Origin of the sequence: Secundilactobacillus malefermentans DSM 5705 = KCTC 3548 (assembly GCF_001436395.1) — a bacterium.
GTDB classification, from domain to species: domain Bacteria; phylum Bacillota; class Bacilli; order Lactobacillales; family Lactobacillaceae; genus Secundilactobacillus; species Secundilactobacillus malefermentans.
Genome location: NZ_AZGJ01000030.1, coordinates 1 through 21,460, shown reverse-complemented (window position 1 = coordinate 21,460; position 21,460 = coordinate 1). Strand labels below are relative to the sequence as shown.

The 21,460-nt window shown below is 38.9% G+C and carries 20 protein-coding genes, 2 tRNA genes and 1 other RNA gene; 17 read left to right on the top strand and 6 right to left on the bottom strand.

Annotation, left to right across the window (positions count from 1 at the left end; genetic code table 11):
• Window positions 1-143: 143 nt before the first annotated feature.
• Entirely contained in the window at window positions 144-560 is a 417-nt protein-coding gene (locus FD44_RS06660) for an OsmC family protein (RefSeq protein WP_010620613.1), read from the bottom strand.
• A 677-nt stretch (window positions 561-1,237) separates the two neighbouring features.
• On the opposite strand from FD44_RS06660, the gene FD44_RS06655 reads away from it, so the two are divergent.
• The 3 genes from FD44_RS06655 to FD44_RS06645 are packed head-to-tail and all read left to right on the top strand — an operon-like array spanning window position 1,238 to window position 3,060.
• Window positions 1,238-1,738 (top strand): GNAT family N-acetyltransferase, encoded by a 501-nt coding sequence (locus FD44_RS06655; RefSeq protein WP_010620614.1) that lies wholly within the window; start codon window positions 1,238-1,240, stop codon window positions 1,736-1,738.
• Between the two features lie 12 nt (window positions 1,739-1,750).
• Entirely contained in the window at window positions 1,751-2,593 is an 843-nt protein-coding gene (locus tag FD44_RS06650; protein WP_010620615.1) for a prephenate dehydratase, read from the top strand.
• Entirely contained in the window at window positions 2,593-3,060 is a 468-nt protein-coding gene (locus tag FD44_RS06645; RefSeq protein WP_010620616.1) for a pyridoxamine 5'-phosphate oxidase family protein, read from the top strand. Before FD44_RS06650 ends, FD44_RS06645 begins: the two co-directional genes overlap by 1 nt.
• Here the strand turns inward: FD44_RS06645 and FD44_RS06640 are convergent.
• Window positions 3,057-3,416: a hypothetical protein gene (locus FD44_RS06640; RefSeq protein WP_010620617.1), complete on the bottom strand. Its 360-nt coding sequence runs from the start codon at window positions 3,414-3,416 to the stop codon at window positions 3,057-3,059. The genes FD44_RS06645 and FD44_RS06640 overlap by 4 nt on opposite strands.
• 460 nt (window positions 3,417-3,876) lie before the next feature.
• Between FD44_RS06640 and FD44_RS06635 the strand changes: the two genes are divergently transcribed.
• The 4 genes from FD44_RS06635 (at window position 3,877) to FD44_RS06620 (ending at window position 9,435) form a co-directional block, all read left to right on the top strand.
• Window positions 3,877-5,070, top strand: coding sequence for a metal-dependent hydrolase family protein (locus tag FD44_RS06635; RefSeq protein ID WP_010620618.1), 1,194 nt, complete (start codon window positions 3,877-3,879; stop codon window positions 5,068-5,070).
• Between the two features lie 32 nt (window positions 5,071-5,102).
• Window positions 5,103-6,290: a metal-dependent hydrolase family protein gene (locus tag FD44_RS06630; protein WP_010620619.1), complete on the top strand. Its 1,188-nt coding sequence runs from the start codon at window positions 5,103-5,105 to the stop codon at window positions 6,288-6,290.
• A gap of 262 nt (window positions 6,291-6,552) precedes the next feature.
• Complete coding sequence (locus FD44_RS06625) at window positions 6,553-8,739, top strand: DUF3329 domain-containing protein (RefSeq protein ID WP_010620620.1); 2,187 nt, start codon at window positions 6,553-6,555, stop codon at window positions 8,737-8,739.
• A 27-nt stretch (window positions 8,740-8,766) separates the two neighbouring features.
• Window positions 8,767-9,435 (top strand): LysR substrate-binding domain-containing protein, encoded by a 669-nt coding sequence (locus FD44_RS06620; RefSeq protein ID WP_076621482.1) that lies wholly within the window; start codon window positions 8,767-8,769, stop codon window positions 9,433-9,435.
• A 118-nt stretch (window positions 9,436-9,553) separates the two neighbouring features.
• Here the strand turns inward: FD44_RS06620 and ssrA are convergent.
• Window positions 9,554-9,925, bottom strand: a transfer-messenger RNA (tmRNA) gene (gene ssrA / locus FD44_RS10360).
• 61 nt (window positions 9,926-9,986) lie between these two features.
• Window positions 9,987-10,757 (bottom strand): Cof-type HAD-IIB family hydrolase, encoded by a 771-nt coding sequence (locus FD44_RS06615; RefSeq protein ID WP_010620622.1) that lies wholly within the window; start codon window positions 10,755-10,757, stop codon window positions 9,987-9,989.
• Between the two features lie 132 nt (window positions 10,758-10,889).
• Between FD44_RS06615 and FD44_RS06610 the strand changes: the two genes are divergently transcribed.
• The 7 genes from FD44_RS06610 (at window position 10,890) to FD44_RS06580 (ending at window position 17,899) form a co-directional block, all read left to right on the top strand.
• Window positions 10,890-11,564, top strand: coding sequence for a hypothetical protein (locus FD44_RS06610; protein WP_010620623.1), 675 nt, complete (start codon window positions 10,890-10,892; stop codon window positions 11,562-11,564).
• A 31-nt stretch (window positions 11,565-11,595) separates the two neighbouring features.
• Complete coding sequence (locus tag FD44_RS06605; RefSeq protein ID WP_010620624.1) at window positions 11,596-12,345, top strand: response regulator transcription factor; 750 nt, start codon at window positions 11,596-11,598, stop codon at window positions 12,343-12,345.
• Window positions 12,342-13,808 carry a sensor histidine kinase gene (locus tag FD44_RS06600; protein ID WP_010620625.1) on the top strand — a complete coding sequence of 489 codons (1,467 nt, stop codon included), beginning with the start codon at window positions 12,342-12,344 and terminating at the stop codon, window positions 13,806-13,808. Before FD44_RS06605 ends, FD44_RS06600 begins: the two co-directional genes overlap by 4 nt.
• A gap of 27 nt (window positions 13,809-13,835) precedes the next feature.
• Window positions 13,836-15,008 (top strand): class I SAM-dependent methyltransferase, encoded by a 1,173-nt coding sequence (locus FD44_RS06595; protein WP_010620626.1) that lies wholly within the window; start codon window positions 13,836-13,838, stop codon window positions 15,006-15,008.
• A 140-nt stretch (window positions 15,009-15,148) separates the two neighbouring features.
• On the top strand, window positions 15,149-16,006 hold the full coding sequence (locus FD44_RS06590; protein ID WP_010620627.1) for a GRP family sugar transporter: 858 nt from the start codon (window positions 15,149-15,151) through the stop codon (window positions 16,004-16,006).
• Window positions 16,007-16,101: 95 nt separating this feature from the next.
• Window positions 16,102-17,448, top strand: coding sequence for a glucose-6-phosphate isomerase (locus tag FD44_RS06585; protein WP_010620628.1), 1,347 nt, complete (start codon window positions 16,102-16,104; stop codon window positions 17,446-17,448).
• A 28-nt stretch (window positions 17,449-17,476) separates the two neighbouring features.
• Window positions 17,477-17,899, top strand: a complete 423-nt coding sequence (locus tag FD44_RS06580; protein WP_010620629.1) for a hypothetical protein — start codon at window positions 17,477-17,479, stop codon at window positions 17,897-17,899.
• Window positions 17,900-17,952: 53 nt separating this feature from the next.
• On the opposite strand, the gene FD44_RS06575 is transcribed toward FD44_RS06580, so the two are convergent.
• A complete protein-coding gene (locus FD44_RS06575; protein ID WP_010620630.1) occupies window positions 17,953-18,984 on the bottom strand; it encodes a branched-chain amino acid aminotransferase in 1,032 nt (343 codons plus the stop codon).
• 172 nt (window positions 18,985-19,156) lie between these two features.
• Here FD44_RS06575 and FD44_RS06570 point away from each other — a divergent pair, with 172 nt between their 5' ends.
• Together FD44_RS06570 and FD44_RS06565 are read left to right on the top strand one after the other, a co-directional pair.
• A complete protein-coding gene (locus FD44_RS06570; protein WP_010620631.1) occupies window positions 19,157-19,486 on the top strand; it encodes a hypothetical protein in 330 nt (109 codons plus the stop codon).
• Between the two features lie 203 nt (window positions 19,487-19,689).
• Window positions 19,690-20,775 carry a PTS sugar transporter subunit IIC gene (locus FD44_RS06565; protein ID WP_010620632.1) on the top strand — a complete coding sequence of 362 codons (1,086 nt, stop codon included), beginning with the start codon at window positions 19,690-19,692 and terminating at the stop codon, window positions 20,773-20,775.
• Window positions 20,776-20,961: 186 nt separating this feature from the next.
• Here FD44_RS06565 and FD44_RS06560 read toward each other — a convergent pair.
• Window positions 20,962-21,033 (bottom strand) — tRNA-Gln (locus tag FD44_RS06560).
• Between the two features lie 192 nt (window positions 21,034-21,225).
• On the opposite strand from FD44_RS06560, the gene FD44_RS06555 reads away from it, so the two are divergent.
• Window positions 21,226-21,298, top strand: a tRNA-Glu gene (locus FD44_RS06555).
• Window positions 21,299-21,460 lie beyond the last annotated feature (162 nt).

Sequence of the window (21,460 nt, the reverse complement as noted above, 5' to 3'; positions counted from 1 at the left end):
GTACACTTTTTATTCTAGGCCCATATTGAGGAATCTTCGTTAAAGAATAACGAAAAGAAAAGTATTTTCTGGTGGATAAAGAGAATGCTTCATAGAAAATAAAAAGTAGCCCTTTCGTCCAATTATAGACGATGGGGCTACTTTTAGAATTGTTCAACAGTTTCAATTTTTACGTTTGGACTGCCACTGAGAAGTTTAGAAACAGGGCAGCGTTTTTCTGCCAACGCTGTAAAGGCTTGTGCCGTTGCAAAATCGACTCCTGGAATGAGAACTTTTGCATGAACCAAAAATTCTAAGCCCTGTGATCCTTTAACCATCGTCACGTGAACGCGTACCTGAGAGGTGTGTGGGACGTGATTCTTTTTTTCAATAGCTTCAACAGTAGCGTTTAAGCAGGTACTTAAAGCTAATCCAACAAATTGTTCCGGATTTGCGCCGGGTAAATCATTTCGAGGATCACTGATTTCAACGTCTAATCCATTAGGGTCCGCGACATAGACGTGTCCATTAACACCGTCCTCGTTAATGACGGTTGTGTTATACAGCTTTTTTGGTTCCATTCATAATCCCTCCTAATAGGTTCAGTTTAAGAATTATTGATTAAAAAAACAACCAATTAAGCTTGTACAACCATACCAATTTAATTTTTTTCACGTGAATATATTTTACAATAAATGTACCTTTCGTCTTAACGTGCATTGCACCAGCGTTAAATTAATTAATTAAGATTATATTAAGGATGAAATTATATGTATACCAATTATAATATATGGGGTAATATTAGCACCAATAACAGGAATGGAAGTGATACCAATGGGGAGTTTTCTCAAATTTAAATCATTTTTTAGTGAAAAAGATGGTGGGCACGATAGCAAAGTCACTAACACAGAAAATACGGATCATTCGGATAAAAAGTAAAATTTTGGCAAAAAAAATAAGACTGAAGTGCGCGCTTCAGTCTCCTACCTAATCTATGTGTACAGAACCCATAAATAACTTAGTAGCAATAAAATAAATAATTGCTTGTCGTTGCTTCCGAGGAAACATGGACTAATTCAATAGGAATTTCGTTATCCATGTCTTCTGTGAAATAATGCCCTTATATGTAAGTTTATTATAACGTTAGTTCCGTGTATTAGCAAACTAAAATTTTATAATATTTTTAATCAATTAAAAACATAATTGCATTTACAAACATTCCCCTCATCGCTATTCTAAATAAGAAGGGGGAAATTGAATGACTAATATTACATATAGACCCGCTACACAGCAGGATTTACCTCAAATAATTGCGATATACAACCAAATAATTTCGTTACACAACGTGACAGCAGATATTTATCCAGTAGCGCTGATTGATCGGCAGGCGTGGTTTGATGACTTTGATCAAGTCCATCAGGCAATATGGGTAATCGAAACTCATGGTGAAACCATTGGCTGGGTGAGTCTCCGAAACTTTAATGAGCGTCTTGCGTATCAGCACACGTCCGAAATCAGCGTTTATTTGGATCAAAATGCTAGGGGACACCACCTAGGCTCTCAGACCGTGAAATTTGTGGAGAACGAGGCAATGAGCCGAAACATTCAAAATATCGTTGCACTTGTTTTTAGTCAAAATAACGCAAGTCAAGCATTGTTTCAGAAGCAAGGATATGAACGCTGGGGTCATCTACCGCAGATAGCGCAAATTGATGATGAAAAGCTGGACTTAGATTATCTTGGCAAACCTTTAATGTAAGGGGCGAAATACATGGAGCTTTCAGTACTGGGACCAGCAGGAACTTTTACAGATTTAGCCGCAAAAACGTATATTAACAAGCAAATCGGCCAGGAAATAACAATTGATTATTTTAATTCATTTGATGCGGTATTTAATAGTGTTACGGATGATAATTTGGGGCTATTACCGCTCGAAAACCAATTAGACGGGTTCGTTTTGGCAACGCTCGAAAAATTAAAGCAACACCCAATTTCAATACTTGATGAAATCGAAGTTGCAGTGAATTTTGGCATGGTGGCCCAGGCCGCCAAAAAATCTGATATTAAGCGCCTATTTGTCCAATTCAAGACAGAAGGCCAATGTACCAGGCTGATTAATCGTTTTAAAGATGTTGAAATTGTAACGACATCGAGTAATATTCAATCACTAAATAAGGCAGTTAATGGTAATTTTGGTGATGCTGCAATCGTCCCTGAAACTGAGGTAAATCAGTCGGGTTTGTCATATAAAGTGCATAACGTAGGTGATCAAAAGGATAATCATACGCGATTCATTGTGTTTAATCGATTGAAACCGCAAGTAATTCAACTGACCACGCAATTCAAGGCAAGTCTGTACATTACGCCACCAGATGATGGCCCGGGGACGTTGTACAATATTTTGGGCTATTTTGTGAAATATGGACTCAATCTTATTTCACTCATTTCTGAGCCTACAAAAGAAAAAATTGGCGTTTATTCGTTTTATATTGAAGTTTCTGGTCAACCAGAACAGCAGGCGGATTTATTGACGGTGATAACAGAATTAGCCGAGAAATCAAGCGTCCACTTTCTCGGATTTTACGCATTCAATCGGAAAGAGCGTGAGTTGTAATGGGACATCGATTATCAGAAAATGAAGTGGAACAGGTGCTTGAAAAGGGGACCTATATGACCGTTGGATTTATCAGTGAAGAAGGACTTCCCCAGACTGCAGCGTTAACTTATGTGTGGGACAATCAAAAAAAGGCTGCTTTTATTCATGGATCAAAACAAAGCAGCCTTATGAAATTAGTTCAACAGCAATCAGTTTTGTCTGGAACAGTTGTCGTCGATACGGCGGTTGATGCCCCAGAATTCACATTGCGGTATCGAAGTGTCAATATGATTGGTGCATTGACAACGGAGCCTCCAGAAAATCTTGAACACGATATGGAAATCTTGTGCGCTAAGTACTTAGGTCCGGATTTTCCGAGTGACCATTTTGCGAGAACAATGGGAAACCTAGGCGATGTTTTGATAATTTTCAAACTTACACCAAATTCTCTAACTGGTCGGGGTCATGATATGCCAACGATTTAAATGTCGTAATCTTCCTCTAGCTCAAGCCAGATTGACAGGGGACTTGGTTCGTAATCGACCCAATTGGTAACCCTCGTGTAACTTCTATCGAGCAAATGACTTTTACCGGATTTTGCAAGGTCAGAAAAAATCGTTAAGGCAAGTGGATTATCTTCTAGATCAACGATTAAGGTTGGTAATTTATGATGCCATTCAGCTATTAAATCCTGGTAGACAATTAATTGTCGACAGTGATTAATGGTAAATTCAATTCCTTTTTTTCTTAATTCATTTAAATAGGACTCGTATTCATCTAGTACAGCGGCTTGAGCTTCTTGCCACTGTGCTTTTTCGTATTTTTGCATATTTTCTGACATTGGGTGTCACCTGTTCCAATTTGTATTTTAAAAACTTATCTTCCACTATATGCTTTGTTTAAGTGAATTCAACCATATACAGCAAAAATGGTTAGCACGCTTTTGAGCATTTATTGACAATTTTATGTTGAGTGCTAAACTGGTTTACATTAACGTTAGATTAGAAAATTAAAAATCGATGATGAAGTAATGCCTTATTGAGAGATGAAAGTGAACCTCAGTTAGTGAAAAGAGGACATTGAAAATAACGGTAAATCCCTTCTGAGTGCAAGATTGAATAAAGTAAATCAAACCGGATTTCCACCGTTATGGAGTTGTAAATATTATTAAATATTTATGAGCTAATAAGTAAGGTGGTACCGTGCGATCTTTCGCGCCCTTTAGAGAGTTATTCTCAAGAGGGCTTTTTTAATCTAATGAAATATTTTCTAATCTAATGAATTAAATGGAGGCAATACATATGGCAGTCAAAACATTTACAAATTTCACCCTATTCGATGGTACAGGAGATAAAAATGAAAATGATGCGTGGTTCTCAGTTGATACTGAATCTGGAAAATTAGTTGATCGCGGAACTGGTACAGCTCCGAAATCTGAGAAAACTGTTGATTTAAATGGCGAATACGTCATGCCAGGTTTTGTAAATGTCCATACGCATATCACGGTTGACCCTGATGATTTAGGCGGTGGACTTGGTCACGACCTTAGTGAATCAGAAGCGGCCGTGTTTGGATTTGAAAATCTACAGAAGCTATTGAAATCCGGTGTTACTTATATCCGTGAATGTGGAACTGCCTTTGACGTTGATATCAAGTTAAAGAAGCTACAAAAAGTCGGTCGTTTACCCAAGACACCACATATGATGGCTTCAGGACAGGCTTATTCAATGACCGGTGGCCATGGAGATGGTGCACATATGGCATACTTAGTCGATTCACCAGATGAAATGCGAAAGGCAGTTCGACAAGGGTTAAAGAATGGTTCCGAAGCAATTAAAATGATGGCAACTGGGGGAGTCATGACCCCTGGTGATTTTATGGATGATCCTCAGTTATCCGTTGAAGAAATGCGTACGGGAGTCGAGGAGGCACACCATAAGGGCGTGATTGTGGCTTCCCATGCGGAAGGAAATCCTGGCATTCAAAATGCGCTTGATGCTGGAGTTGATTCTATTGAACATGGATTCTATTTGACGGAAAAAGAAGCTGAACAAGCAATTAAACAGGGAACCTATGTAACGCCAACACTTATTGCAGAGTGGGCGATTCCAGCATTTGGGAAAGGCCTTTTACCTGATTGGGAGGTAAAGAAAGCAGAAGATGCCCTTGATGATACATATGAAAACTTTAAGCGAGCCTTCAAGCAGGGTGTGAAATTTACCTGTGGAACTGATGCTGGAACGCCACTCAATGGATTTGACAAAACTCCAGACGAATTTGAATTACTCACTAAAATTGGCATGACCACTGCAGAAGCCTACCACTGTTCAACTAAAAACTCCGTTGCACTTTGTGGGATTCAGGACGAGTATGGCACGCTGGAAGTCGGTAAATTTGCTGATTTCCAAGTATTAAAGAAGGATCCACTCGCTGACGTCAAAAATGTTAAACAGGAAGACAAACAAGTATTTTTAGGTGGAGAAAGACAATTCTAGCAAACTTGGATAAAAAACGGAGGGCAAAAAATATGACAGTTAAGACTTTTAAAAATTTCACTTTGTTTGATGGTACTAATGATAAGAATGAACAAAATGCTTGGTTTTCAGTTGATACAGCAACGGGGAAGCTGGTTGATCGTGGGCAAGGAAATGGACCCGATTCAGCAGAAACGGTGGACTTAAACGGCCAATACGTTATGCCAGGGTTCATTAATGTTCATACACACATTACAAGTAATCCCAATACTTTCGATGGTGGGTTTAATGTGTCGGAATCTGAAGCAGCTGTCTTTGCTTTTGAGAACCTACAGACTTTATTGAAATCTGGTGTTACTTATATTCGAGAATGTGGAACGAGCTACGATGCTGATATCAAATTGAAGAAATTACAAAAGCAGGGGATGCTACCAAAAACGCCGCACATGATGACGTCAGGACGTGCATTTTCAATGACGGGTGGTCATGGTGATGGGCCCCATGCCGCATTCCTAGTAGATTCACCTGACGAAATGCGTAAATCTGTTCGACAAGGTCTTAAAAATGGTGCAGAGTCCATTAAAATGATGGCAACTGGTGGGGTTATGACCCCCGGTGATTTCATGGATGATCCACAGTTATCTGTCGCAGAAATGAGTACTGGAGTTGAAGAAGCTCACCACAAAGGTGTCATCGTGGCCGCTCATGCCGAAGGAAACCCTGGAATCAAAAATGCGTTGGATGCAGGGGTCGACTCCATTGAACATGGTTTTTATTTAACGAAAGAAGAAGCTGAACAAGCCATTAAACAGGGGACATATGTGACACCAACCCTAATTGCAGAGTGGACAATTCCGGCATTTGGCAAAGGGGTTCTACCTGATTGGGAAGTTAAGAAGGCTGAAGATGCGCTTGATGATACCTATGCTAATTTCACAAGAGCATTCAAACAGGGGGTTAAATTTACCTGCGGAACGGATGCTGGAACGCCGTTTAATGGGTTTGATAAGACGCCTGACGAATTCGAATTATTAACTAAAGTTGGAATGACACCGGCTGAGGCATACCATTGTTCAACTCAAAATTCTGCTGCACTTTGTGGCCTGCAGGACGACTATGGGACACTTGAAGTTGGTAAGTTTGCCGATTTCCAGGTATTGAAGGCTGATCCTTTAGCGGACGTCAAGAACGTTAAACAAGAAGACAAGCAGGTGTTCTTGGGTGGAGAGAGACAATTTTAAAGCCACCTTATGAGACCAGCATCATTTTGAAATGGGAGTTCCGCTTCTTGACTGACGAGGCTGGTAAGAGCGGTGATTATTATAAAAGTGAAGCTAAACGCTAAGCATAATCAGCGTTAATAATGGGCGGTCATTTATCTCAAGACAAGAGATGAATGACCGCTTTTTAAGGTAAATAGAGTCTGTGTTATACTAATTTAGTTTGGTATTAATGACTTAATGAATAAAATTAAAAATAGTTGTTTTAGATGGGATAAAGGTAATGCAAATAAAGAAACTTAGTATCATAAAAAAATACATATTATTTTTCCTCTGCTTAGTCGTGATGGCCACCATTTTCATTTATATTTTTAACATCAACCGATTCTCGGGACTAACTGCTGATGATTTTCTTTATCATTTTGTTTATACGGGAGAATGGCCTGCAAAGGGTGGCCCTCAAGTTTATCGAAATCTCTGGGATTGGTTAGTTGCCATTTATAATCATATGACCCTATGGAATGCGCGACTAACGTCAACCTTTTTCACTATTTTAGCGATGCAGTTTCCCAAATATATTTTTAATGTTGTGAATACACTTTTCTTTTTAATCTTAGGATTAGAAATGAACATTTTGGCAACTGGTAAACGTGTCTTTAGGTATCCACTACAATTGTTACTTACCTATCTATTGATGTGGTTCTTCTTATCAGGATTTGGCAGTACGGTGCTTTGGGTCAGCGGAGCGGCCAACTATCTTTGGGCAACAACTGTCATATTGGCGTTTTTTATTCCTTACCGATTTAATTATCACGTGAAGAAACATTTTACGCTGATGGCTTGGGCGATTGTGGGATTAGGAATTCTAGCGGGGATGTCAAACGAAGTTGGTAGCGCCACTTCTATTTTAGTGGTTGGTTTTTTTACCTACTTCAACCGGCCTAAAGGCGTTCTTAATGATTTTTGGTGGAAAATAGTTGGGGTTCTGGCAACTATTTTTGCTTTCCTCACGATGATCGTATTGTCACTTGGTTCAAGTGAAAGTGAGATATATGGTGAAAAAGATGGGCTAATTTATCATATTTCGCAGATTCTTTCGAATACGATGACAAATTCTGGAATTTTATTTTTAGTCAGTATTGTTTTGGGCAGCGTTGTTTTATTCAGCCAACCAAACTTTTTTAGAAGTATCTTTTCAAAACGGGATTTAACGGAAGATGAAGGAAGCACGTTAAGTGGCATTATTTTCTTTGTTAGCGCACTTGCAGGAGTGGGTGCCATGGCGATTTCACCCGCACTATTTCCAAGACTCTGGTTTGCAGTCAACGTTTTATTGATGATTTCGATATTGAATTTCTTGACGTCTTATCAAATGCTTCGTAAAGATGCATTCTTTACATATACCGTTCTGGCACTAGTAACGCTCTTTCTAATGTTTTTAGCAATTCCGAGTTACCATTATCATTTGAATAACTTAAAGCCCTTCTACAATGTTTTTTACACTCACGAAAAGTTGGCAAAGGAAGCACGAAAAACGGGTAAACAAGTTGTGAGAATGCCGGGAATTCAAATCGCTGATGATTTGTATAACCCATACATGGGGACCCCGTACATCATGACCGGAAATCCTAAAAAATTGTGGTCCAACACTTGGATGGCTGCTTATTGGGGAGTTCAGGAAGTTCAGCTGGACAATAACGTTGCCATTCAAACGAGTCCACAACAAAATATACGGGTTATTGATTCAATTCAGAATTGGTATGATGACAAATTTGGCAAAACGCAACTCTTTAAAAAGATTAAGTTGCCTGGCATTACGTATCAACCAAAATATGTTCTATCAGTCAAGAATGATTCAAATAAGGGACCGGCTATCAATCAGAAATTAAATAATCGTAATTTATCTACGAAAAGGCCATGGCTGCGCAATGCTTTAATTCGGTATGTCGATGTGACAACAAATCGAGTGGTGGGAACTGAACGTATTTCGTCCCCAAACTTTAATCATTATGATATTTCACACGCCGCTATTTCCGGATACCAAACACTGGCCAATAATCCAAAATCCTATTACTTTACGGATAGTTACAACCAGAGGATAACGATTAAGGTGAAACCACCGTTGATGCGCATCAATGTCTACTATAATTTAATAAAACATGATAAAAAAATAATTAAACCGACTCGGCTTGCAACAGTCGTGATCACAGCAAGATCTGGTCAAATTGCGACGCTCAAAGCGCCGAATAGATATTCCTTTACAAATGGGAAACAAACAATGCGATTAAAGGTAAATGATGCAAGTTCAGAGCGCGAGATCCAGTTAGTGAAGTTACCATTGAGAAAAAGATTAAACGCGTATTCTGAGTATTACTGGCTGATTGGCGCAACTTTACTCTGGATTGTAATGGATTTGATTTTCTCAGTGATTCAAAGAAAATGGAATGAAAGAAAAGATAAGGAATTGTAGACTGGCAGTTTAGGAACGTTAATATGAATTTCAATAATTATAAAAATTGGTTATCTCCCTAATTTCAACATGGGAGGGATGTATGAAGTGTTGAACCGCTTTAAAGGTCAAAACGCGAACGTACAATTTTTAATGAATCAAGATAGTCCATTGAATTTGGCTGAAGGGGTTAGTAATGGTCATTATGATTTGGTCTTCGGACTTTCTTCCTATTTTGATTCAAATGATCACGTTGAAAAGACATTATTCATGGAGAACCATTTGCAAATTGCGATGCCAATCCATTCACGTTTAAGTGAAAAAAAGAAGCTGAAGTTTTCCGATTTAAAAAAGGAAACATTTATCTTACTTGAAAGGCAGCAATCGCCGGTCATCGTCGACTATGTCATCAGTCAAGGACTCAAAAATGGCTTTAACCTGAAGGCGAGCCATTATATCAATACTCTTGATGAAGGACTTTCTATGGTGGCTGTTGGAAAGGGACTCGCTTTCTTGTATTCAGGGATGAATGATGGTTCCTTAGAAGCGGAATATCATATTAAAATTGGTGATATTGAAAATGTGGGGAAAGAGCAAAATATTATCATGGTGATGAGTAAAGAAAATAAAAAACAAATGTTGAGAAAATTATATGCATTTGTTAGGGACAGCAATCCTGAAGACGGTAAATTAATAGGTAATAAAGATGAAAAGTGAGCTCTTTTTTTGAGAGCTCACTTTTTGAATTAGTGTTTTAAAAATCTAAAAATAAAAAGTACTGATACGGCAACTTTCGCTGTCATATCAGTACTTATGGAAAATCTGAAAACTCATTTAATGGAGACGGCGGGGATCGAACCCGCGTCCAAGCATATCGCCACCCGGATATCTACGTTCATAGGCATACTATTTAAATTCACCAATCAAAACGCCGCATGTCAGGGCAACCGTGATTGGCTAACCTGATTAGTCTCTTCTGGTCACTTCAGGTGGGAGCAACCAGCGTAAGCTCACTTAATTTAAGACCCAGATCCAACCCATGAGCGAAGTCGGGAGGATCCTCACTTAGCGCTTATTAGGCAGCTAATGCAAGAGATTTATTACTGTTATTTGCAGTTATAAATTTAGGTGGGACTTGATGACGCAGATTCCCGCTGCGAAACGCAATCCAGGTTCGACCTATACATGTCGAATCCATAACGTCCCCAAATTGAACACATTAAAATATACCATAAATTGGGGCTTTATTAAAGGATTCCGCTTGAAAATTAAATTAGCTTAAAGTGTTTCAGGCCGTTCACAATTCCATGATTTGTGTTATTAGTTGTGACAAACTCGGCATAGGGCTTTACGTGAGGTAACGCATTTCCCATCGCAACAGGATGGTCGACTGCTTCTAGCATCGCAATGTCGTTGTTGCCATCCCCAAATGCATAGGTTGGAACACCGGAATACTCTGGTAATTCGAGAAGCTTTTTGATGCCAACTTTTTTTGAGCCACCTTGAGCGACAACGTCCATACTAAATGGGGTATTGCGGTAGAATGTGAAGTCATTTTCAAAAGTTTGACGGTAAAAATCATCTTCACTATCGGTCAAAATAATCATCATGTAAATAGGATTTGTTTTATAAAAATTAGCGTCAACTGTTGGGACTGGGCTATTGACGTTATCAAAAGCGTTTTGGGCCATTTGCGTAAACTTGTTTAACCGTGATGTTTGATCATTTAAGACGACAAATGAGTTTCCGTGTTCGGTCGCAATTTTGCTAAATCGTTCAATTTGTTCATCCGTTATCTTTGATTCGTAAATAGGCTGTCCATGATTAATCACGTAGGAGCCGTTTGCTGAAACGACGGTGTCAATTCCAGCTTTGTCCATAATAGTTTGAATTTCAAAAATATTGCGACCACTTGAAATAACTGGCACAATACCATTCTGGCGAAGCTGAGACATTGCGTCTGCTACTTCATTATCTAACTTAGTGTCAGCATTTAATAATGTATTATCTAAATCGAAAAATACAATTCCCTTTGTCATAGTTGTCTACTCCTTATTCGTTAATACCCTTCAATATTACCATAGTTAGACCTAGAGATTATAGGAGATAGTTGTATTTCCACGCCTCGTTCAGTAGTATAATAGATGTAATCTTACGCTGGAGATGAATCCATGAACGCAAGGGTAATTGCAGAAGAAAAGCCAACACCATTTTTTACTAAAATTAAAACTGTTGTCACGGGTCATCGATTTATAAGCGATGACCTGGCATCTCCCGATAAACTTGGTCGGACAGAAGATGTGCCAAAGTCACTGCTTGGATGTGAAATCAGAGTGGATTACCTTCGTTTTTACGGAGAGCGAGTTTGGTATCATTTTAGTGTTAACGAGAATTCTGTGGGATGGATTCAAAAAAAGGCAATGGTGCGGCATTATAAACGATTAGATATTAAAATTAACAGTATAGAGAGTAAGACTGAGTCATCCGCAACTAAAATATTGCAGATTTGGTCAAAATTTGTTGAACCTGAAACGAACAGTCAAATGCAGTTTTCGGGTATTCGCCCAGAAGACCTCATCATCAAAGCACAAAGATTAAAGCGAACAGCAAGGCTTATAAACATCGAAAATTTAAAGGTAATCCATCATCAAATTGATCGAGGGCATCCACTAATTATTTGGTTGTCGCGTCCTAAGAATGGGCGAAGTCGAATCATGCTAGTATCTGGATATACCCACCACCACGTCTATTTGATTGATCCGAGCACAACAAACCTTTTGATGCCAACTAACCAGGCTCTGATGGGAAAGTGGCGCGGATTAGGCGCACAAGCAATCATCTATTGATTAGTTGGCGCGAACCTGTAGGAGGACAAAGATGAGACTATTAATGATTGAAGATAACAAGTCAGTTTCTGAAATGATGAAAATGTTTTTCCAAAAAGAGAACTGGGACACGCATTTTGCTTACGATGGAAATGAAGCATTGAAAATGTTTAATGAAAATCCGGAGAGTTGGGATATGATTACGCTTGACTTAAATTTACCGGGAATTGATGGAATGCAGGTTGGCGCCGAGATTCGGAAAACTGACCCAACCGTTCCCATTATTATGCTGACGGCTCGTGATTCTGAAAGTGATCAAGTTTTAGGGTTGGAAATGGGGGCTGATGATTACGTCACTAAGCCGTTTTCACCGATTACACTTATTGCAAGAATTAAGGCACTTCATCGTCGCGCTGAAATTAGTACAACAAAAGCGGCAACGACCGAGTCTGATTCACCAATCAAAGCAATGGATGATTCTAGTAATTATGACGTTCAGACGGACCATTTTAAGCTTAACAGTAGTACTCGTGAAGCGATTCTAGGTGGCAAACCGATTTTAGACTTGACCCCTAAGGAATTTGATTTATTAAAGACCTTAGCGCAAAAGCCGCGACAGGTGTTCTCTCGAGAACAACTATTGCAACAAGTGTGGGATTATGAATACTATGGTGACGAACGAACAGTTGATGCACATATTAAAAAATTGCGTCAAAAAATCGAAAAAGTGGGCCCTCAAATTATTCAAACAGTTTGGGGCGTCGGCTATCGATTTGATGACAGTGGAGTCGTAGACGAATGAAATTAATTTACCAACAAATGCTAGCCTTTCTGGCGGTTATTGCAACCGTCTTAATTTTGTTGGGCCTTTCTTTTTCAAAATCGACTAGAACCATGGTCTACATGAACACGTGGTCCACGATGGAAAAGTATGCAAATAGTTTAGTTGAACAATCCGTTCGAGTTTCATCCCAGGATAATGGTCGGGTTACCTTTGATACGAATGCGCTTGAGAGTAGTGAGCTATTGCTGCAAAATCAATCAGTGCATTTCACCGTTTATAATGCAAAAAATACGGTCACTTTTCCAGATAATGTAAATACTGCAAAAATTTCGGCAACGGACTGGAGAAAATTAAAACGCGGAGAAATTGTCCACAAAGTTTCTGACCGAAACATGCGGTTACAAAATGGGCAAACGCAACCAGCCATGACCGATGTTTTAAAACCGTATTTTTATACTGATAGTCATAACAAACGCCGATTAATAGCCGTTGTGAAGGTTGGATCATTTATTTCCGACATCAATACCAATATTAATCAAATCAATAAGAACCTAATAAAGCCACTGATTATCTCTAGTTTGGTTGCACTAGGAATTGCTTTTTTGCTGGCAAGTTTTTCGAATTCTCGAATAAATCGGTTAAGGCGAGCGACCAAGCAAGTTTCGGAGGGAAATTACGATGTTAAATTAAAAACTAAGCATCGAGACGAAATTGATGACCTAACGAATGATTTTAATGGTATGATTAAGTCTTTGAAGGAATCTCAAGATGAAATCAAGCGGCAAGAGGAACGACGACGGACCTTTATGGCGGATGCTGCACATGAAATTCGGACACCTTTGACGACCATTAATGGGTTACTTGAAGGGCTGGCCTATGATGCAATTCCAGAAGAAAGTAAAGATCAAAGCATCAAGCTTATGCGCAATGAAACCAAACGATTAATTCGATTGGTAAACGAAAACCTTGACTACGAAAAGATTCGGGCCAACCAAATTGGCCTTAATAAACAGGAATTTGATGCGGTTGATGCTCTGAATAATTTGGTTGAACAGTTACAGCAAAAAGCCGAGGCTAAGAACGACACACTTGAGTTGCAAATACCAAAACAAATTTCCGTCTATGCGGATTATGACCGTTTTGTTCAAATTATGTTTAATATTACGCAAAATGCAATCCAGTTTACCGACAATGGGCAAATTACGATTAATGCACAGCGTGGATTTGAAGAGAGTATTTTTAAGATTTCTGATACAGGAATTGGGATGACATCTGAACAACTAAGCAATATTTGGGAACGGTATTATAAAGCAGATCCATCAAGGAGAAATACCAAGTATGGTGAATCTGGCCTAGGATTAGCGATTGTTCATCAGTTAGTCCAACAGCATAATGGTAAAATTGAGGTTACTAGCAAACCAGATGCTGGAACAACCTTTACAATTATTTTCCCAGATAAATTTCAATCAAAAAATTCATAGTAAGCGTTGAATAGAAGGAGTGTTAAATTGAAAAAAGTAGAAGTAAATGGTAAATCGGCACGTAAATTTGAGGGTGGATACCCACTCATTTCGAAGGACGACTTAGTTAATGCAAGTGATTTTAATGATGGCGAATGGATTAGCCTGATAAATCATGACCATTTCGTGGCTAAGGGCTACTTTGCGGAAGCAGGTAAAGGTAGCGGTTGGATTTTAACGATTAGAGAAAACGAAGATATTGATCAAAAGTTTTTTGCGAAGTTATTCAGAACAGCACTATTACGACGCCAGGCAGTGGTTAACGATGATGAAATTACAAGTTATCGTTTCTTCAATGGCATTGGAGATGGTCTCGGCGGCTTAACAATTGATAAATTTGATGATTGTTACGTATTTGAATACGAAAATGAAGCAATTTACTACCAAAACAAGCTAATTATGGCAGCTTTTAACGAAGTTATTTCGAAGGCGAAAACAATTATTGTTAGGAAACGTGGTACAAAGAAACGACCAGAAACAAGTCAACTTGTGGTTGGTGATTCAAAGAATGTTCCAACAACTATTACTGAATATGGTATTCAATATCCGGTAGATTTAATTGCGACTCCTATGATTGCACCAGCCTTGGAGTATCGACAAATTCGACAGATTGTTAGAAACGATAGCAATAAAACAACATTCTTAAACCTTTTTGCTGCTCAAAATGGACTAACGATTGCATCAGCTGTGGGTGGTGCTTTGAAGACTGTCACGGTGGATGATTCAAAACGAACAGTTGGGGAAGTTGAGAACCAGCTAGAGCTCAATCAAACCTTGAGTGAAGGCCATGAGACGCGGGCAATGGATGTGTTTGGGTATTTAGATTATGCGATTAAGCATGAGCTACAATTTGATACAGTGAGCGTTAATCCACCTGCATTCCTTCGCGGCAAAAAACGGACGTTTAATATTCAGAAGGATTTACAAGATCTGTTGCTACAGGCTGCGACGGTTACCAAGAAGGGCGGCAACTTGCTTGTGCTCGTTCGGGATAGTAACATCACCGAAAAGAAAATGAACGAAGTGATTTCTAGTTTAGTTTCATCAACAAATGGTGAGTTTTCAGTGAAAGAAAGGCTTGAAAGTCAGCTTGATTTCACAATTTCCAGCGAATATCGGCATGCTGACCAACTAAAAAGTTATATTTTAATAAGACATTAATTAAAGAATAGGCTTGTTTTTAGTTTTTTTAAAAACAGTCTTTTCTTTTTGACTAAAAACTAGTAGACTATTACAAGTGTTGTTTTATAAACCGCTTTCATAAATACAAAAAAACTTGAAAAGGAATTGAGGAATTTTTCATGACAACTTTAATTGCGCTTATCCCTGCTTTAGCATGGGGTAGTATTGGCTTAATCAGTGGTAAAATGGGGGGATCACCAAGTCAACAGACCTTGGGAATGACCATTGGAGCTGTAATATTTGGGGTTCTAAGTTTGGTTATTTTCCAACCAACACTTACGACTAAAGTATGGGTAATTGGTTTCTTGTCTGGTATTTTCTGGTTCTTCGGTCAATTGGGTCAATTCCAATCAATGAAGGCAATTGGAATTTCAAAAACGGTTCCAATGTCAACTGGACTTCAGTTAGCAGGAAATGCTCTTGCCGGTGTCGTTATCTTCCACGAATGGAAGACGGGAGCAATGATTACAAGTGGCACAATTGCCGTTATTATTTTAATTATTGGTGCGACATTAACTGCTTTAAGAGATACAAAGACGAATGCCATTACTAAGAAGAGCGAAAATATTGGTGCTGGTGCATTTGCACTTGCGTTCTCTACGGTGGGTTATGTTCTTTACACAGTCATTGTGACGTGGGGGAGCGTTGATTCAAAAGCAATTGTATTCCCACAATCAATTGGAATGTTACTCGGGGCGTTAGTCTATTCCTTGAACAAGGATCCTTGGAACAAAGGAACTTACAAAAACATCCTTACTGGTGTTGTATGGGGTGTTGGTAACTTCTTCATGTTCCTCTCAATTCCAGCCGTTGGATTAGCAATCAGTTATTCAATTTCTCAAATGGGAATTGTTATCTCAACGTTCGGTAGTATTTTCTTGCTTGGCGAAAAGAAAACTTCGAGAGAGATGGTCTATGTCACAATCGGGTCCATTTTAGTTATCGTTGGTGGTGTGATTTTAAGTTCAATGAGATAAAATAGCAAAAAGATTAAATAAATGGACTAGACCATTTATTTTTTTTGTGTTTTCGACTATAATGGGGCTATTCAATAAAAAGTGAGGTAAGAATAATGGCGCATATTAGTTTTGATGATTCTAAGTTAGATAAATTTATCCATAAAAATGAACTCGGTGAAATGCAGGCGTTGGTAAACGCAGCGGATGATGAGCTACGTAAAGGAACAGGTGCAGGCAGCGAGTATCGAGATTGGCTTCATTTGCCAACTGAATACGATAAACAAGAGTTTGCTCGAATCAAAGAGGCAGCAAAAAAGATTCAATCTGATTCTAAAGTACTCGTTGTAATCGGAATCGGCGGTTCTTACTTAGGCGCCAAGATGGCAGTTGATTTTCTACACAATACATTTTTTAACTATTTGCCAGATAATGAACGGAAGGCACCACAGATTCTCTTTGCAGGAAATTCAATTAGCCCATCGTACATCCATGATCTAATCGGTTTGATTGGTGATCGTGACTTTTCAGTTAATGTTATTTCAAAGTCTGGCACTACCACAGAGCCTTCTATTGCATTTAGAATCTTTAAGAACCTACTGACAACTAAATATGGCGAAGCGGGTGCCAAGGCCCGAATATACGCCACAACTGACAAGGAGCGGGGAGCCCTCAAGCAAGAAGCAGATGCTGAAGGATATGAAACTTTTGTCATTCCTGATGGCGTTGGTGGACGTTATTCAGTACTGACTGCAGTTGGGTTACTCCCAATTGCAGCTTCAGGTGCCGATATTGATCAATTAATGCAGGGTGCTGCTGATGCAGAGGAAGAATACACAAATCCTGATTTAACGAAAAATGAGGCATACAAGTATGCGGCATTAAGAAATATTTTATACCGCAAGGGGTATACAACCGAATTGCTCGAAAACTATGAGCCAAACTTACAGTATTTTGCAGAATGGTGGAAACAATTGATGGGTGAATCTGAAGGTAAGGATCAAAAGGGAATTTATCCTTCCTCAGCAAACTTTTCAACTGATTTACATTCCCTTGGACAGTATATTCAAGAGGGAATGCGAAACTTAATGGAAACAGTTATCACAATTGATAAGCCAAATCATGACGTTGATATTCCAAAGGAAGACCAAGACTTAGATGGATTGGGCTATCTCGAAGGAAAGACAATGGATTTCGTCAATACGAAAGCTTTCCAAGGGGTTGTGTTAGCTCATACAGATGGCGACGTTCCTAATATGAGTGTTCACATTCCTGATCAGACAGCCTATACACTTGGTTATTTAATCTACTTTTTTGAAGTAGCAGTTGCAATTTCTGGTTATTTAAATGGGATTAATCCATTTAATCAACCTGGTGTTGAAAGCTATAAATCCAATATGTTTGCGCTACTTGGTAAACCTGGCTATGAAGAACTAGGAGAAAAATTAAATAAGCGTCTATAATCAATTAAATGAGAGGGAGCGTTGAAGAATGGAACAGAATGGTTTAGAGAAGGTATTCGACGGTGCCAACAAATTGGCATACGCAACTAGTATTGATGGGATACCCAATCTTAGAATTGTGAATTTCGTTTGGGAAAAGGAAACGCCTAATATCATTTACTTTGCGTCGGTTCGTGATTCCAAAGGGGTTCAAGAGTTCTTGAGTAGTGAAAAGATTGCTTTTTCAACTGTTCCTGAAGAGGGAAATGCTCATGTGGCATCAAATAACGCCGTTGGGATAGCCTCAAAAAGAACGTTAGCGGAAATGAAAGATAAGTTTTTGGCTGACGTACCTGATTTTGATAAGGTATTAGCATTAATTGGTGACCAACTTGATGTCTATGAAATTCATATTCAGTCAACTGAAGCTGATTTAGGATTAGGCAACGGAACGAAACAAGTTAAATTTTAAAGTTGGATAGAAAGCGNAACAGCAATTGCTGTTCTCCCTTTTCTACTATCTATTTATTCGACTTTTTGGACCCAACCTTCAGGTGCTTCCACATCGCCAAATTGGATACCGGTTAACATGTCATACAATTGCGTGGTAATTGGACCAACTTCGGTTTCACTGTAAAATACGTGCAAATTCCCATGATGAGAAATACCACCGATTGGTGAGATAACTGCAGCAGTACCACAGGCACCTGCTTTGGTGAATTGATCAAGCTGATCGATGTAGACGTCACCTTCCTCAACCTCAAGTCCTAAGCGATTCTTAGCTAACCAAAGGAGAGAATACTTGGTAATACTTGGTAAAATTGAAGGTGATTTTGGTGTGATAAATTTATTATCTTTAGTAATACCAAAGAAGTTTGCTGAACCGACTTCTTCAATTTTTTCATGATTAACGGGATCAAGATAGATACAGTCAGAAAAGCCGTTTTTATGGGCTTCATCGCCTGGTAAGAGACTTGCAGCATAGTTCCCGCCAACCTTGCTTTGACCGGTTCCTTTGTGAGCAGCACGGTCAAAATCAGATGTAATAAAGTTTGTTGGAACCATGCCACCTTTGAAGTAGCTACCAACTGGCATCGCAAAGATGGTGAAAATGTACTCATCTGCGGCATGAACACCAATGTTGCCACCGACACCAATCATTAATGGGCGAAGATAGAGGGTTCCGCCAGTTCCATATGGAGGGACGAAATCTGCATTTGCTTTTACAACTTCTTTTGCAGCTTGTACAAATTGATCTTCTGGAAATGCTGGCATTAGTAAACGGGTACAACTGTCTTTCATTCGTTTAGCGTTTCGGTCTGGCCGGAATAATTGAATTTCGCCACTTTTAGTTCGGTAGGCTTTCATTCCTTCAAAATCTGCTTGGCCGTAATGTAAGGCGGTTGAGCCTTCACTAATATGTAAGGTACTATCTTCTGTTAATCCGGCATCTTGCCACTTGCCATCGTGGTAATAAGCACGAAAACGATAGGGCAAATCCATGTAATCGAATCCTAAGTTATTCCAATCTATGTCACTTGCAACTTGTTTTGCCATAAGCCAACCTTCTTGATCTTAGATTAAATTCTAATGAGAATTTGATTACTAGAATATCTTTTTTCCCGCAATTCGTCAAGCCTAGTTAATGTAAATGGGATTAAAATGTGGCAGATAAGTTAGGATTTGTTATAATGAGTCATGCATAATCAGAAAGAGGAGATGTCCGTACTTGGCAAGTAATTCGGATTCAATTTATAATGTTATGACTTTTGTAAGTAGACATCCTGATAAGGTTCATTTTCAGAAGGGTGAATATTCTAATGTTGTCACTATGGGAATTCCGGACACGGTATCCGTGGCAAATCGGGAAACCTATTTTCCTGAGGGCCGGTTAATGGTTAATCGAATGTCTCCAGAATTTGTTAGTATGCATGGCGATTTGCTGGATCAATTTTATGAGTATACAAATCAAGGGAAACCCGATTACCGAGATGTTTGGATTACGACGGGCTACTTAAATAAAAAGAATATGTTTTTGCTAGAACTTTCATATGAGTAAAAAATAAACAATGGCTATTTTTGATAGAAGTCCTGAACTGTGAATCTTTAATTCACTCGTTCAGGATTTTTTAGTTTAAAAAAGTCATAAAAAAAGGTTGACAAGGATTAGGGTAAATGATTAACTTATCATCAAGTTCTCATCAAAATTTAATCATACATAGTTTCATCGAGAACAACTTTAAATCCCAGGAGGATACATATATGGAAAATACCCAAACAGCTGACGGCCGAATGTCCGTTAAAGATTATGTTTATAATGTTTCAGCAGCGGTTTCAAATGCTATTTTAGTTATGTTAGGTGTTGGTCTTTTATTTCAATCCGTTGCTAACATTGTTCATTGGAACCAACTTTATCAAATTGGGGCAATTGCCCAGGTCCTTTTACCAGCAGGATTTGGTGCAGCCGTTGCATCACAAATGAAAGTCAATACATTGGTCATGTTTAGCTCAATGATTTCGGCAACTGTGGGTGCAAATGGGGTTTACTTCACGTCTGCTGCGGTTAATGGAACAACAGCAACTGGCTGGCAGATGCATGAAGCCGCTTCAAGCATGCTATTTACGACTGGGCAACCAATTAGTGCCGTTCTGGCAGCGATTGTAGCGGTCATGGTTGGTAAGTATTTATCTGGTAAAACGCCGCTAGATATGATGTTAGTTCCACTTGCTTCAACTGCTGTTGGAACGTTGTTTGGATTAGGTGCCGGTGCTGTTACGACCCCCGCACTTAATGCACTCAGCAAATGGGTTTCTAGTGCGATGACTGTTAGCCCATTAATTGGTTCAATGCTTTTGGCTTTGGCTTTTGCTATTTTCTTAATGACACCTGCTTCATCGGCCGCATTGGCAATTGCCATTGCGCTAGATCCAATTTCATCGGGTGCCACTTTAATCGGAACGACTGCTCAATTTGTTGGTTTTCTTGTGATGTCATTTCAAGAAAACAACATCGGTGCGAATATTGCTCAAGGCTTTATCACACCTAAAGTTCAGTTTCCAAACTTGCTGAAAAATCCGCGGTTATGTCTGCCGTCCTTTGTGGCCGCAATGGTGAGTGCGGCAGTGGGAACGATGTTCTTCCATTTCAGTGTTCCGTATACAATCGGTGGACTGGGATTGACTTCATTAATTGCACCCATTAACTTGGCTTCAACTAACTTAAATTCACTTTGGGTATACTTGTTCTGTGGGGTTCTGCTTCCAGCCGTTATTTCTGTAACCGGATATCGCTTAATGCGGGCATTCCACTGGGCAGAAAAAGATGACCTACATCTAGAAATTGTTTAATATTAGTTTTTTAAATGAAAGACCAATTCGATTGAGAATTGGTCTTTTTTGGGGGAAGGGGGAAAGCGAAGTCCGTTTCTTTTGGTATTTAAGGATTGACGGGTTGGGTGATTCATTATTGAAACAACAAAAAAGCCGTTCTCAACAGTAAAGATAATCTGTTGGGAACAGCTATATTATAAGTGATTGGGTATACTGGGATCGAACCAGTAAATTACGGATTCAGAGTCCGTTGCCTTACCATTTGGCGAATACCCAATGAATATTAAGTCATCTGACATTTAATAATATTATCTTGTTTGGTTTATCATGTCAATACTTGAATGAACATTCAGAAGTGAGTTTTGAAATTCATTGTATTTTTAACCGATTGTTCATTTTTTATTCAGGTAACTAGTTGACTTTATCGCTAAATTATAGTAATTTATTATTTGTACTGAAATTTACCATTGCCCGCTGGTCAAATTGGTTAAGACGCAGCCCTCTCAAGGCTGAGTTATGGGTTCGATCCCCATGCGGGTGATAAATAGCGTCACATAGGCTTTTGTAGCGATTCTGCTGCAAAAGCTTTTTTTATAAAATTTTTCAATTGACAACTACGAACGTATGTTTGATAATTGGTTTAGAAATTAATTGAATAAATGTGACAGAAGCCTTCTGCGAATAGCCTTGTGGTAATAAGTCA